13 protein-coding genes are annotated in these 12760 nt (G+C 72.7%); 8 read left to right on the top strand and 5 right to left on the bottom strand.

The features are described from left to right. The first annotated feature begins 253 nt into the window (after nt 1–253). Both ACZ31C_RS23990 and ACZ31C_RS23985 read left to right on the top strand, forming a co-directional pair. Nucleotides 254–1375 carry a glycoside hydrolase family 12 protein gene (locus ACZ31C_RS23990; RefSeq protein ID WP_465797168.1) on the top strand — a complete coding sequence of 374 codons (1122 nt, stop codon included), beginning with the start codon at nt 254–256 and terminating at the stop codon, nt 1373–1375. 86 nt (nt 1376–1461) lie between these two features. Next, the gene (locus ACZ31C_RS23985; protein WP_465797167.1) at nt 1462–1971 is read left to right on the top strand and encodes a GNAT family N-acetyltransferase; all 510 of its coding nucleotides are present in this window, start codon (nt 1462–1464) and stop codon (nt 1969–1971) included. Nucleotides 1972–2046: 75 nt separating this feature from the next. Here the strand turns inward: ACZ31C_RS23985 and ACZ31C_RS23980 are convergent, their stop codons facing one another. After that, entirely contained in the window at nt 2047–2835 is a 789-nt protein-coding gene (locus tag ACZ31C_RS23980) for an aldo/keto reductase (protein WP_465797166.1), read from the bottom strand. A 78-nt stretch (nt 2836–2913) separates the two neighbouring features. Here ACZ31C_RS23980 and ACZ31C_RS23975 point away from each other — a divergent pair, with 78 nt between their 5' ends. Then, nucleotides 2914–3957, top strand: a complete 1044-nt coding sequence (locus ACZ31C_RS23975; protein ID WP_465797165.1) for a DNA polymerase ligase N-terminal domain-containing protein — start codon at nt 2914–2916, stop codon at nt 3955–3957. A gap of 11 nt (nt 3958–3968) precedes the next feature. Next, the gene (locus tag ACZ31C_RS23970) at nt 3969–5162 is read left to right on the top strand and encodes a threonine synthase (protein ID WP_465797164.1); all 1194 of its coding nucleotides are present in this window, start codon (nt 3969–3971) and stop codon (nt 5160–5162) included. Between the two features lie 12 nt (nt 5163–5174). On the opposite strand, the gene ACZ31C_RS23965 is transcribed toward ACZ31C_RS23970, so the two are convergent. The 4 genes from ACZ31C_RS23965 to ACZ31C_RS23950 all read right to left on the bottom strand — a co-directional run bounded on the left by ACZ31C_RS23965 (nt 5175) and on the right by ACZ31C_RS23950 (nt 8805). Beyond that, entirely contained in the window at nt 5175–6971 is a 1797-nt protein-coding gene (locus ACZ31C_RS23965) for a glycoside hydrolase family 15 protein (protein ID WP_465797163.1), read from the bottom strand. Between the two features lie 66 nt (nt 6972–7037). Next, on the bottom strand, nt 7038–7430 hold the full coding sequence (locus ACZ31C_RS23960) for a cupin domain-containing protein (protein ID WP_396740207.1): 393 nt from the start codon (nt 7428–7430) through the stop codon (nt 7038–7040). Between the two features lie 257 nt (nt 7431–7687). After that, on the bottom strand, nt 7688–8095 hold the full coding sequence (locus tag ACZ31C_RS23955) for a hypothetical protein (RefSeq protein WP_465797162.1): 408 nt from the start codon (nt 8093–8095) through the stop codon (nt 7688–7690). A 209-nt stretch (nt 8096–8304) separates the two neighbouring features. Next, nucleotides 8305–8805, bottom strand: coding sequence for a septum formation initiator (locus tag ACZ31C_RS23950; RefSeq protein WP_465797161.1), 501 nt, complete (start codon nt 8803–8805; stop codon nt 8305–8307). A 103-nt stretch (nt 8806–8908) separates the two neighbouring features. Between ACZ31C_RS23950 and ACZ31C_RS23945 the strand changes: the two genes are divergently transcribed. The 4 genes from ACZ31C_RS23945 to ACZ31C_RS23930 all read left to right on the top strand — a co-directional run bounded on the left by ACZ31C_RS23945 (nt 8909) and on the right by ACZ31C_RS23930 (nt 12760). Then, nucleotides 8909–9604: a response regulator transcription factor gene (locus ACZ31C_RS23945; protein WP_465797160.1), complete on the top strand. Its 696-nt coding sequence runs from the start codon at nt 8909–8911 to the stop codon at nt 9602–9604. Continuing rightward, entirely contained in the window at nt 9601–10887 is a 1287-nt protein-coding gene (locus ACZ31C_RS23940) for a sensor histidine kinase (protein WP_465797159.1), read from the top strand. Before ACZ31C_RS23945 ends, ACZ31C_RS23940 begins: the two co-directional genes overlap by 4 nt. An 81-nt stretch (nt 10888–10968) precedes the next feature. Further along, a complete protein-coding gene (locus ACZ31C_RS23935; protein ID WP_465797158.1) occupies nt 10969–11517 on the top strand; it encodes a PepSY domain-containing protein in 549 nt (182 codons plus the stop codon). A 169-nt stretch (nt 11518–11686) separates the two neighbouring features. Beyond that, complete coding sequence (locus ACZ31C_RS23930) at nt 11687–12760, top strand: beta family protein (protein WP_465797157.1); 1074 nt, start codon at nt 11687–11689, stop codon at nt 12758–12760.

Raw genomic sequence — 12760 nt, 5'->3', positions numbered from 1 at the left:
GTCGACCCACCTCCCGTCGGCGCTGCCCACCGCCCGGCCGGGGGTCTCCGAGTGACCGATCGGCGCGTACGTGACACACGTCATAATTCCTCTCAATAACCCCGGCCAGTTGCGCCCGTTGTTTCATGTATGTAAATGTGACGATGAGCACATGGGAGCGCTCCCGAAGCCCCACCCCCGGCGGCGAGCACCTTCCCACCGCTCCACTCGCACACCGTCCCGGCGTCCCCGACGCCGCAGCGCAAGGAGCATCATGAGACGTATCCTGCGGGCCATCACGGCCGTCGGCCTGCTCGCCGCCGGCTCCACCATCGCCGTGGCCCTCGGCGGCACCGCCTCCGCCGACACCCTGATCTGCGAGCAGTACGGCAGCACGGTGATCCAGAACCGCTACGTGGTGCAGAACAACCGTTGGGGCACCACTGCCGAGCAGTGCATCAACGTGACCAGCAGCGGCTTCGAGATCAGAACCCAGAACGGCAGCAGCCCGACCAACGGCGCTCCCACCGCGTACCCGTCGGTCTTCGTCGGTTGCCATTACACCAACTGCTCCCCCGGCACCAACCTGCCCATCCAGGTCAGCCAGATCAGCAGCGCGAGCAGCAGCATCAACTACCGGTACGTCAGCGGGGCCACCTACAACGCCTCGTACGACATCTGGCTCGACCCGTCGCCCAAGCGCGACGGCGTGAACCAGATGGAGATCATGATCTGGCTCAACCGGCAGGGCTCCATCCAGCCCATCGGCTCCCCCGTCGGCAACGCGAACATCGACGGTCGGAACTGGGAGGTCTGGCGGGGCAGCAACGGCTCCAACAACGTCATCTCGTACCTGTCGCCGTCGGCGATCAGCAGCGCGAACCTCAACCTGCTGGCCTTCATCAACGACACCCGCAACCGGGGCGCGATCACCAATTCCTGGTACCTGACCAGCATCCAGGCCGGCTTCGAACCCTGGCAGGGCGGCGCCGGCCTGGCCGTGACCAACTTCTCGGCCTCGGTCAACGGCGGCGGCACCAACCCGCCGCCCACCACCACCCCGCCGCCCTCGGGCAGCGGCGCGTGCGCGGTCAAGTACACCGCCAACTCGTGGAACAACGGCTTCACCGCCGACGTGCAGATCACCAACACCGGGTCGAGCACCGTCAACGGCTGGACGCTGGCGTACTCGCTGCCCTCCGGACAGCAGATCACCAGCTCGTGGAACGCCACGGTGAGCCAGAGCGGGTCCTCGGTGACCGCGCGGAACATCAACTGGAACGGCACGCTCGCGCCCGGCGCCACGGCCAGCTTCGGCTACCAGGGCTCACTGAGCGGGTCGTACTCCTCCCCCACCAACTTCACCCTCAACGGCGCCACCTGCACCCGCTCCTGACTTTGTGAAAGGAAGGGTCCCCTCCTAACGCCTCGTGCATAGGAGGGGACCCTTCCTAACATGATCAGGCCGGCGGGAGGACGACTGTGCAGATACGCCTCGACGGTGACGGGCTCGTGCTGCGCCCGTGGGCGGAACGCGACCTGCCCCAGCTCGTCGTGATCTTCGACCATCCGGAGATGGCCCACCGGCTGCCGGTGGCCGCGCCGTTCGACCGGGCCGCGGCCGAGGCGTACCTGGCGAGGACGCGCGCTTCGCAGGAGCGGCTGTACCTGGCCGTCACCGGCGCCGACGACCTGGCCCGGGGTGAGGTGACGCTCAACCTGGTCACCGGTGGCATCGGGTACGCGGTCGGGCCGCCCTATCGGGGCGAGCGACTGGCCGCCCGGGCGTTGCGGCTGGTGACCGCGTACGCCGACTCGCTCCCGGGCGTGCCCACGACGTACCTGGAGATCGAGGCGGACAACGCGGCGAGTATGGCCACCGCCAGAGCGGTGGGTTATCGGCCGACCGGGGGTGAGCCGGTCGTCGTCGACGAGGGCCGACGCCGCCTCGTGCTGCACCGCTGGGAACGCGGCGACCCGGGCACGCACTGATCCTGATGTTAAAAGGGGTCCCCTGCTATGCACGAGGCGTTAGCAGGGGACCCTTCCTTACATACGGGTGCGGAGCTAGGGGGTGCCGAGGGCGTCGATGTCACGCATCTCCTCGGCGTTCAGGGAGAAGCCGAAGACGTCGGCGTTGGCCCGGATCCGGTCCGGAGTCACCGACTTGGGGATCGCGACGATCTCGTGGTCGAGGTGCCAGCGCAGCACCACCTGGGCTGGCGAGACGTTGTGCGCGCCGGCGATCCGGGTCAGCACCGGGTCCGACAGGTCGCTGGCCTTGAACGGGCTGTAACCCTCCAGCACCACGCCCCGGTCGCGGTGCTCGGTGTGCCGCTGCCGGTCGTACAGCCGGGGGCTCCACTTGATCTGGTTGACCGCCGGGTTCTCCTCGGTGGCCTGGATCAGCTCGTCGATCTGCGGGGTGCTGAAGTTGCTCACGCCGACCGCGCGGGCCAGGTTCTCGTCCCGCGCGGCGAGCATCTCCCGCCAGGCGGGGATCAGGTCGCCGGGATCGCTCGGCGGCCAGTGCAGCAGCCACAGGTCGACGTAGTCGAGGCCGAGCGCGCGCAGGCTCGCCTCGATCGTCTCGCGTTCCCGGCCGACCTGCTCCGGCGGCAGTTTGGTGGTGATGAAAACGTCCTCGCGACGCAGCCCGCTCTCCCGGACGGCGCGGCCGACCTCCTCCTCGTTGCCGTACATGGTGGCGGTGTCGATGTGCCGGTAGCCCGCGTCCAGCGCGGCGAGCACGGCCTGGTAGCCGGTCTCGCCGGTGGCCTGCCAGGTGCCGAAGCCGAGCAGGGGGATTCGGACGTCACCGGGTAGGACGGCGGTGGGCTGGTCGACGTGGTCCATACCGACCGTTCTACCCCTGATCGTCGCCGCCATTCCCGGACCCGGGCACGCCGGCCCGGTTTGCCGGAGAATGTCATCGTGGCTGACCGGCTGGAGGAGTACCGGCGCAAGCGCGACGCGACGCGTACCCCGGAACCGGTGCCGGCGACCGGGACCGGCCGGGTCGGTGCGGACCGGGGCCGCTTCGTCATCCAGCAGCATCACGCCCGCAGCCTGCACTGGGACCTGCGGCTGGAGCACGACGGGGTGCTCGCCTCCTGGGCGGTGCCGCGCGGGCTGCCCCGCGAGCCGGGCCGCAACCATCTCGCCGTGCACACCGAGGACCACCCGATGGAGTACCTGGACTTCGACGGTGAGATCCCGGCCGGCGAGTACGGCGGCGGACGCATGATCATCCATGACCGGGGCACCTACCGCTGCGAGAAGTGGCAGGAGCGCGAGGTGGTGGTGCGGCTGCGCGGGCGGCGCACCACCGGACGGTACGTGCTGTTCGCCGCCGGTGGCCGCGACGGACGGGACTGGATGGTGCGGCGCACCGACCCGCCGCCGCCCGGCTGGACCAGCATGCCCGAGCAGGTCGCGCCGATGCGCCCCACACCGGCCCGCCGGCTTCCCGCCGACCAGGCCGACTGGGGGTACGAGTTGCGCTGGGACGGGATACGCGCGACGGCGTACGTCTCGGGCGGGCGGTTGCGGCTGCTCGCCGAGGACGGTACGGAGATCACCGGCGGGTACCCCTGGCTGCGCCCGATGGCCGAGGCGCTGGCGCCGACCGAGGCGGTGCTCGACGGCGTCCTGGTCCGCATCGACAGGGCCGGTCGGGTCCGACCGGCCCGGGGTGGCCGGAGCACCACCGACGCCCAGTACCTGCTGGTCGACCTGCTCTGGCTGGAGGGCGTGAGCAGCCTCGACCTGCCCTATCCGCAACGCCGGGAGTTGCTCGACGGTCTGGCGCTTGCCGGGCCGCACTGGCAGACTCCGCCGTGGTTCCCCGGCACCGGCGCCGAGGCCCTGCGCACCGCCCGTGAGCAGGGGTTGCCCGGGGTCGTGGCGAAGCGGCTGGACTCCGGCTACGAGCCCGGACGACGCAGCCCGGCGTGGCGCAGCGTCGACGCGAGCTGAGGGGACCTCTCGTGCACCTGACCCACCTGGAGTGCCCGCGCTGCGGCACCGAGCACGACGCCGGCGTACCGCAGAACCTCTGCGCGTGCGGCTCGCCGCTGCTGGCCCGCTACGACCTGGCGGCGGTGCGGCGGACGGTCGAGCCGGAACGGTTCGGGCTGCGCCCGGCCGACCTGTGGCGTTACCGGGAACTGCTGCCGGTGGCGGACCCGGCGTTCGTCACCACGCTCGGTGAGGGCTGGACGCCGATGCTGCGTGCCCCGGCGTACGGCGCGGAGATCGGTGTGGACGAGTTGCTGGTCAAGGACGAGGGGTTGACCCCGACCGGCTCGTTCAAGGCACGTGGCGCGGCGGTGGGGGTGAGTCGGGCCCGGGAGCTGGGGGTGCGGCGGATCGCCATGCCGACCAACGGCAACGCGGGCGCCGCCTGGGCCACCTACGCGGCCCGCGCCGGGATGGGCGCAACGATCGCCATGCCGCTGTCCGCGCCGACCATCTGCCGACGCGAGTGCGTGGCCGCCGGGGCGGACCTGCGCCTGGTCGACGGGCTGATCGGCGACGCCGGGCGGCAGGTCGCCGCGCTCGTCGCGGCCTCGGGCGGTTCGATCTTCGACGCCGGTACGCTGCGCGAGCCGTACCGCCTCGAAGGCAAGAAGACGATGGGGTACGAGATCGTCGAGCAGTTGGGCTGGCAGGTGCCCGACGTGATCGTCTATCCGACCGGCGGCGGGGTGGGGCTGATCGGAATCCACAAGGCGCTCGGTGAGCTGCGCGAGTTGGGCTGGGTCGAGGACAAGCTGCCCCGGCTGGTGGCGGTGCAGTCCACCGGCTGCGCGCCGATCGTGCGCGCGTTCGCGGCCGGCGAGGACCGGGCGCAGCCGTGGGTGGACGCGCACACGGTGGCGTTCGGCATCACCGTGCCGGCACCGCTCGGCGACGAGTTGATCCTGGCCGCGTTGCGGGCCACCGCCGGGACCGCGATCGCGGTGGACGACGCCGAGATCCTCGCCGACCTGCGGGACTTCGCGGCGCGTGAGGGGCTGCTGCTCTGCCCGGAGGGCGCGGCCTGCCTGACCGCCGTCCGCAGGTTGCGTGCCGGTGGCTGGATCCGCGCGGGTGAGCGGGTGGTGGTGCTCAACACCGGGGCGGGCCTGAAGTACCCGGAGACGGTGGACGTGAGCGGCGTACCGCTGCTGCCCGCCTGACGACCCGTGCGGTCACTCGGCGGCCGGGTCGGTCAATCGCCAGGCGGCGTTGACCAGGCCGATGTGCGACAACGCCTGCGGGGTGTTGCCGAGCTGCGCGCCGGTGGTCAGGTCGATCTGTTCGCTGAGCAGGCCGACGTCGTTGGCGTGCCCGGCCACCTGTTCGAACAGCCGGGCGGCCCGCTCCTGCTCGCCGGCCATCGCCAGGCACTCCACCAGCCAGAACGAGCAGAGCAGGAAGCCGGCCGGGTCGGTGTCCCAGCGGCGGATCAGGCCACCCTCGCCACCGAGTTCCCGCTCGACGGCGGCGATGGTCGCGCGCATCCGGGGGTCGGTGGCCGGTAGGAAGCCCACCACCGGCAGGTACAGCACCGCGGCGTCGAGGTCGGGTGAGCCGAACGCGCCGGTGAAGACGCCCCGCTCCCGGCTGAAGCCCTCGCGGAGCACGGTGGCGCGGATCTCGTCCCGGACGCCCGCCCAGCGCCGGGGGTCGGCCCGCTCGCCGAGGTGCGGTGCCAGCCGTACCGCCTTGTCCATCGCCACCCAGCAGAGCGCCTTCGAGGCCACGTAGTGCCGGTCGCTGTCCCGGGTCTCCCACATGCCCCGGTCCGGCAGGTGCCAGGTGGCGGCCACCTGTTCGGTCAGGCCGAGCACCATCTCCCGTACCTCGGTGCCGAACGGCTCGCCGAGGTAGTCGCGCAGACGCCACACCGCCGACACCATCTCGCCGGGCACGTCGAGTTGGCGCTGCCGCCAGGCGTCGTTGCCGATGCGTACCGGGGCGCTGCCCGCGTAGCCGGCCAGGCCGGGGCAGTGGTGCTCGGAGACGTCCCGCTCCCCTTCGAGACCGAACAGCACCGGCACCGGATCGGCACCGATCCGGCCGATCGAGCGGGCCGCCCAGTCGAACAGGCGGGACGCCTCGGTGGGGCAGGCCGCCACCCACAGCGCGCGCATCGTCATCGCGAAGTCGCGCAGCCAGGAGAAGCGGTAGTCGTAGTTGCGGTCACCGCCGACGCGTTCCGGCAGCGACGTGGTCGGTGCCGCGACGACCGCGCCACTGCGGGCGTACGTGAGGCCGATGAGCACGGTCGAACTCTGTCGGACCAGGTCCGGGTACCGACCGTCGTAGTGGTGCGTGTCGCGGAAGGAGCGCCAGGTCTGCACGGTGTCCGTCAGCCGTCGGACCGGGTCCGACGCGGGCGGCCGGTCGCCGTAGGCGGGGGCGTACGCGACCTCGAAGCCGAGCACCTGCCCCTCGTCGACCTCGAAGACGTGGTGCACCCGGTCGTGGTCGGCCGTGAGCCGCATCCCGGCACACCGCAGCGTCAGCTCGGCCGGCCCGGCGACGGCCCGCACCCCGCCGTCGTCCAACTCGTGCAGGTAGGGCGTGAGCAGGCTGTACTCCGGTCGGGGTCGGAAGTCGAGCGCCATCCGTACCCGGCCGGAGAGCCCTTCCACGACGCGCAGCAGCACGGCCGGCGACCGCAGGCCGAGTTCGTGGCCCCGGGCACCGGCCTCGGCGGCGAGCGCGTCGGTGACCGCGACGCTGCCCTCCGGGGTCTGGTGCACGGTCCGCAGCACCAGCGTGTCCGGTCGGTACGCCCGCTGCACCCGGTGCCCGGCGCGGCCGGCGGCGACCGGCGCGAGCCGCCAGTGACCGCCGTCGGAGTCGAGCAGCCGCGCGAAGACGGCGGGTGAGTCGAACCTGTTCGGGCACCACCAGTCGACGGAGCCGTCCCGCCCGACCAGCGCCCCCGATCGACAGTCGGAGAGGAACGCGTAGTCGGAGATCGGCGGCTGCACCATCCGCTGCGCGTACCCGGATCCTCGACCACATCACGCCGGCCCGGACGCCCGGGCCGGCGGGACGGGTCAGGAGGTCGGCGGCTCGTCCTCGCCCGCGGCCTCGGCCTCGTCGGCCTCCTCCTTGGTCTTGTGCACCGCCTGGTCGGCGTGCTCCGGCGGCCCGTAGACGGTGTAGAGCACCAACGGGTTCGGTCCGGTGTTGACGAAGTTGTGCTTCGTCCCGGCCGGCACCACCACGAGGTCGCCCTGCACGACCTCGCGCTTCTCGCCGGCCACCCGGGCCTCGCCGGTGCCGCTGACGAAGGTGAGGATCTGGTCGATGTCCTCGTGGACCTCCTCGCCGATCTCACCGCCCGCCGGGATCGTCATGATCACCAGTTGGGTGTGCTTCCCGGTCCACAGCACGCGCCGGAAGTCCGGGCTCTTCTCGGCGACCGTGGCGATAGTGAAGTGCTCCATGCCCGGCACATACCCCGTTACGACCCGCCCCACGCCGGGACTTGCAGATAGTGGAATTGCGCACGATATGAGGGTTTGGCGGCACGCCGAACGGGGATCGACAGGACCGGCCGGCACTGGTCGGCCATGCCAGGTCCCCGCCGACGTACCGCCGTACGGGCTGCGGTGGCGGGAGACGGCTGAGCGCGGCGACGTTCGGGTCCTCGGGGATCGAACGGCGCCGTGCGCTCGTGTCCGGACCGCGCCCGCCCGGGCGGCTAGGCCAGGACGGCCAGGTGGAACGGCCGGTCGGCCGAGGCCCCGGCGCTGTCGAAGGTGGTCACGAAGACCGCATTCGGGATGCCGGTACGCCCGGCGACCGCGATCTGGCCGGACGGCGCCAGCCCCGCGCTGCCCGACAGACCCACCGTGCCGACACACCCGGCGGCGGTCACGTCCTGGTCGAAGACCACCTGGTACATCCCGGTGCTCAGCCGGTCGGCCGTGGCGGCGCCCATCCCCCGGACCAGGACGCCGTTCGCGCTGACCACGGCGAACAGCACCCTCGACGTGGACGGCATGCCGGCGCCGCCGCAGGTGGTGTGCGCGGCGTCGGCGCGGGCCGTGGTCTCCTCTCCCGGCGCCGGCTGGGCCGCCCGACTGCTCCTGGCTCTCGCGCTGGACATTGTGCTCCTCTCCAGCCGGCCGGGGGGCCGAGGCATGTTGAGTTGATTAGGGCGGCTAAGAAGGATCAGCACCGATCAGCACCCTTTGTGCATCGAACGTATGTCGCGTTCCCCGTCGGTAGCCACACGACAGGCTGTCCGATCACGGACAGTAGGTATGTTGATCATGCCTCTGACCTGCGGCGGAGCTCCGACAGTGAAGGGTGTCGTCAGTCGTCGTCCAGGTCCAGCACCGGCACGCCGGCCTGGCACCGCACCGACAGCTCGTGCTCGCCGCTCGGGCCGACGAACTTCACCTCGGCGTCGTCGTCCGGACCCCGGTCCACGTCCTCGACCGAGTAACCCTGCTTCGGCGACCAGGACGCCAGCCACACCCCGCCCGGCACGCACTCGGCCACCACGCTGCCGCCCTGGTTGGAGAAGCTGCGCCGGTGGGACGCGTCCGGAGTGGGACTCGCGGAGGCGGTCGGGCTCACCGGAGCCGTGGCCGCCGGGTCCGGCGAGCCGGTCGAGCCCGGCGTACCGGTCGTCGGTCCGGTCGTCCGGGGCGGAGCGGCCAACTCGCGGGCGATCTCCTCCTGGCTGCGGACGCCGCCCGGCGTACTGGTGAGGCTCTCCCCCACCAGCCGGATGGCGGCGACTCCGATCAGCGTGGCGACCACCGCGGTGGCCAGCCACCCGGCGACGGCGAGGAGCGTGCGACGTCCCATCACCCGACTATCCCTGATCGCGGGTTGGGGCGACCTTCGGGGAAGGCTAAGGGAGGGTTAACGGACGCCGCCGTCGCGCCCGGGCGGATATACCCTGCCTGCTGTGGCCCGCCTGCTGCTCATCGAGGACGACCTGACCATCCGCACCCCGCTGGTGCGGGCGCTGCGCGAACGGGGACACGCGGTGGCGGCGGCGTCGACCGCGATGGCCGGGCTCCGCGACGCGCTCGACGACCGCCCCGACCTCGTCGTGCTCGACCTCGGGCTGCCCGACCTGGACGGCCGCGAGTTGCTCCGGATGCTGCGCGCGGTCAGCGCGGTGCCGGTCATCGTCGCCACCGCCCGCGACGACGAGACGGAGATCGTCCGGGTCCTCGACGCCGGGGCCGACGACTACGTGGTCAAGCCGTTCACCGCCGCCCAACTCGACGCGCGGGTCCGCGCGGTGCTGCGACGCGGGCCGGGTGGACCGGCCGAGGAGGACCCGACCGTGGTCGTCGGCGGGCTGCGGATCGACCCCCGGGCGCGGCAGGTCAGCCTGGACGGCGTGCCGGTCGAGCTGACGCCGCGCGAGTTCGACCTGCTGCGACACCTGGCCACCCGGGTCGGCGAGGTGGTGACCAAGCGGGAGCTGCTCACCGAGGTGTGGCAGATCCCGTACGGCGGGGCGGACAAGACCGTCGACGTGCACCTGTCCTGGCTGCGCCGCAAGCTCGGCGAGAGCGCCCAGCAGCCGCGTTACCTGCACACCGTACGCGGGGTGGGGGTCCGGCTGGTCTCGCCCGAGGCACAGCGATGAGGGCGCGACTGGCACTGCTGGTGGCCGCCGTCAGCGTGCTCATCGTGATCGCCTTCCTGGTGCCGCTGGCGCTGCTGCTGCGGACCTCCGCCGAGGACCGGGCGACCGCACGGGCCACCGCCGACGTGCAGGGTCTCGCCCCGGTGGTCGGCACCGCCGACTCCGAGACCGTCCGGCTGACCGTCGACCAACTCGTCCAGTCCGGCCGACCGGTCAGCGTCTTCCTCCCCGACGGCGACCAACTCGGCGCACCGGCTCCCCGTACGCCCGCCGTCGAGCTGGCCGCCCGGGGGCAGAGCCTGACCGCCGACACGCCGGAGGGCCGCGAGGTGGTGATCGCGGTCCAGGGCCGCACGGACGGCACCGCGGTCATCCGCACCTTCGTGTCCGACGCCGAGCTGACCCACGGGGTGGACCGGGCCTGGCTGGTGCTCTCCCTGCTCGGACTGCTGCTGGTGCTGATCGGTCTCGCGGTGGCCGACCGGCTGGCCCGCACCCTGGTCCGCCCGATCGGCGAGCTGTCGGCGGTGTCGCACCGGCTGGCCAACGCCGAACTCGACGCGCGCGTCGAGCCGTCCGGGCCAGCGGAGCTGCGCGAGGTGGGCGGCGCCCTCAACCACCTGGCCGGGCGGATCCAGGAGCTGCTGGTGCAGGAACGCGAGCAGGTGGCGGACCTGTCCCACCGGTTGCGGACCCCGCTGACCGCGCTGCGGTTGGAGGCCGAGTCGCTGGCCGACCCGCAGGACGCCGCCCGGATCGCCGGTGCGGTGGACGGGCTGGAACGGGCGGTGACCGGCCTGATCCGGCAGGCCCGCTGGCGTACCCCCGCCGACGGCGCGGTGGTCACCGACGCGGTGGCCACGGTGACCGACCGGGTGGCCTTCTGGTCGGTGCTGGCCGAGGAGACCGGGCGGGCGGTCGACCTCGACCTGGCACCCGGCCCGCTGCCGGTCGGCGTCCCCGCCGACGAGCTGGCGGCTGCGGTGGACGCGCTGCTCGGCAACGTCTTCGCGCACACCCCGGACGGCACCGCCTTCGCCGTCCGGCTGGCGTCCGACGGCGACCAGGTGGTGCTGACGGTGGCCGACGAGGGCCCCGGCATCACCGCCGAGTCGGTCCGTCGCGGGGCCAGCCAGGCCGGGTCGACCGGCCTGGGGCTGGACATCGCCCGCCGGGCCGCCCAGGCCAGCGGCGGCCGGCTGGAACTGGGCGAACGTCCCGGCGGCGGGGCCGAGGTCATGCTCCACCTGGGCACGCCGAGGATCTCCAGCAGCCGACCTTAACCCGGCCTTAGTGTTCGGACAGCGCGGCGCTATCCCGCCCCGACCGATGCTGTGTGCATCAACCGAGGAGAGGTGGCACCAATGAAGCGCAACCCCCTGATCCTGGCGTCGGTCGGCGGCGCCGCGGCGGTCCTCGCGGCGGCCGGGATCTTCCTGGGCGTCACGGCGGCCGACAACGACCGCGCGCGGCAGACCACGCTGACCGCGGCGACCAGCGCGCCGGAGGCGACCACCCCGGCCGCTCCCGACACGGTCACGCCGCCGACCGACCCTGGCACGGTCGCCCCGCCGACCGACCCCGGCAGCGTGGCCCCACCGACCGACCCGACCACGGCCACCCCGCCGGCCGGCACCGGCTCGCCGGACGCCACCGACGAGATCAGCCGCGAGCGGGCCGGCGAGATCGCCCTGGCGCACGCGGGCGGCGGCCGGATCACCGAGATCGACCGCGACCGGGAGAACAAGCGCCCGGTCTGGGAGGTCGAGATCGTCAAGGGCGACGTCGAGCACGAGATCGACGTCGACCGGGAGACCGGCCAGGTGCTCAAGGCCGAGCAGGAGCGGTACGACGGTGACGACGACCGCGACGACGACGATGACGATGACGATGACGACCGCGACGACGACTGACCGGTCGACAGTGGGCCGGTGACGGCCATCGACACCCCGGAGCGGCACCTGCCGCCCGGGGTGTCGCGCTGTCGGTGCCCTGCGATGACAGTCGCAGAGCTGACAGCGTTCCGCCGAATTTCCGGCTGCATGCCCTGTGAGCTGGGTAATCACCTGGCTACATTTAATTATGGTGCCCGCCCACTCAGGCTGGGCGACGGAACCGGTCTACCGTCCCGTCCTCCCCGCGCGGCGGGGAGAGCTGGACGCGCTCGGCCACCTCGACGACGCCCTCGCCCCGCTGATCGCCCCGATCCTGCACGTGTCCGAACTCGACAGATCCGTCGCGGAAGCCGTGAACCGGCTGCCGCCGGGGTTGGTCCCGGCCGTCGACGTGGGCGCCCTGCCCGATCCGGCCGGCGCCGAGCCGCTGCGGTGGGGCGTACCCCTGGTGCCGGTGATCGGTCTCTCCGACGGCGCGGAGCGGCTCGCGGCGCACGGCGTCACCGCGCGGGCGTACTTCGGCCGGGCGGTGGTGCGACTGCGGATCCGCCTGGACCGGGCCGGACCCGACGCCGCCACCACGGCCGTGGAACGGATCTGGCGGTACGCGCGACTGGCCCCCGAGCAGTGTGACCTGGTGCTCGACTGCGGCGACGTGTGCTGTCCGGCGGACGTCCGCACGACCGAGCCCCGGGTACGCCGGGCACGGGACTGGGCCCGGCGGCACGCCTGGCGCTCGGTCAGCGTGGTGGCCGGCGGGATGCCACCGGCGCTGGCCCGGCTGCCCACCGACGAACCGGTCCGGCTGGACCGCTGGGACTGGCTGCTCTGGCGGCGGCTGGCCGACCTCGGGGTGGGATTCGGCGACTACGGTGTCGCCTCCGCCGCGCCCGGCGCGGAGCCGACCGACCGGTTGCCGACGGTCCGGTACACCGACGCCGACGTGTGGTGGCTCTACCGGTGGTCGCGTCGGGGTCGGCGCGGCGAAGAGCGGGTCGCCGACCTGTGCCGCGAACTGGTGTCGGCACCACACTGGCCGTCGACGGGTGCCGGCTTCTCCTGGGGCGACCACGAGATCGTGCGTCGGGCGCGTCGGGTCGCCGGAGCCGGATCGGCGACCAATTGGGTGGCCTGGAGCACCTCGCACCACCTGGCACACGTGCTGGCCACGCTGGGGCGTACCAGCGGTGGTGGGGCCCGGCCCCCGGGCAGCGTCCCGCCCCAACGGCCCCGGGGCGGGGAGAACCGTCGCGCGGGCTGA

It is taken from the genome of Micromonospora sp. NPDC023869, assembly GCF_055559695.1.
The sequence above is the reverse complement of the archived record's forward strand: the minus strand, read 5'-3'. Positions and strand labels throughout refer to the sequence as shown.

Excerpts from the sequence above, each read along its gene's own strand:
- ACZ31C_RS23940 (WP_465797159.1), top strand. The coding sequence starts at position 9,601 with ATGAGGGCGCGACTGGCACTGCTGGTGGCCGCCGTCAGCGTGCTCATC.
- ACZ31C_RS23950 (WP_465797161.1), bottom strand. The coding sequence starts at position 8,805 with ATGGGACGTCGCACGCTCCTCGCCGTCGCCGGGTGGCTGGCCACCGCG.
- ACZ31C_RS23980 (WP_465797166.1), bottom strand. The coding sequence starts at position 2,835 with ATGGACCACGTCGACCAGCCCACCGCCGTCCTACCCGGTGACGTCCGA.
- ACZ31C_RS23965 (WP_465797163.1), bottom strand. The coding sequence starts at position 6,971 with ATGGTGCAGCCGCCGATCTCCGACTACGCGTTCCTCTCCGACTGTCGA.
- ACZ31C_RS23960 (WP_396740207.1), bottom strand. The coding sequence starts at position 7,430 with ATGGAGCACTTCACTATCGCCACGGTCGCCGAGAAGAGCCCGGACTTC.
- ACZ31C_RS23990 (WP_465797168.1), top strand. The coding sequence starts at position 254 with ATGAGACGTATCCTGCGGGCCATCACGGCCGTCGGCCTGCTCGCCGCC.
- ACZ31C_RS23930 (WP_465797157.1), top strand. The coding sequence starts at position 11,687 with ATGGTGCCCGCCCACTCAGGCTGGGCGACGGAACCGGTCTACCGTCCC.
- ACZ31C_RS23935 (WP_465797158.1), top strand. The coding sequence starts at position 10,969 with ATGAAGCGCAACCCCCTGATCCTGGCGTCGGTCGGCGGCGCCGCGGCG.
- ACZ31C_RS23955 (WP_465797162.1), bottom strand. The coding sequence starts at position 8,095 with ATGTCCAGCGCGAGAGCCAGGAGCAGTCGGGCGGCCCAGCCGGCGCCG.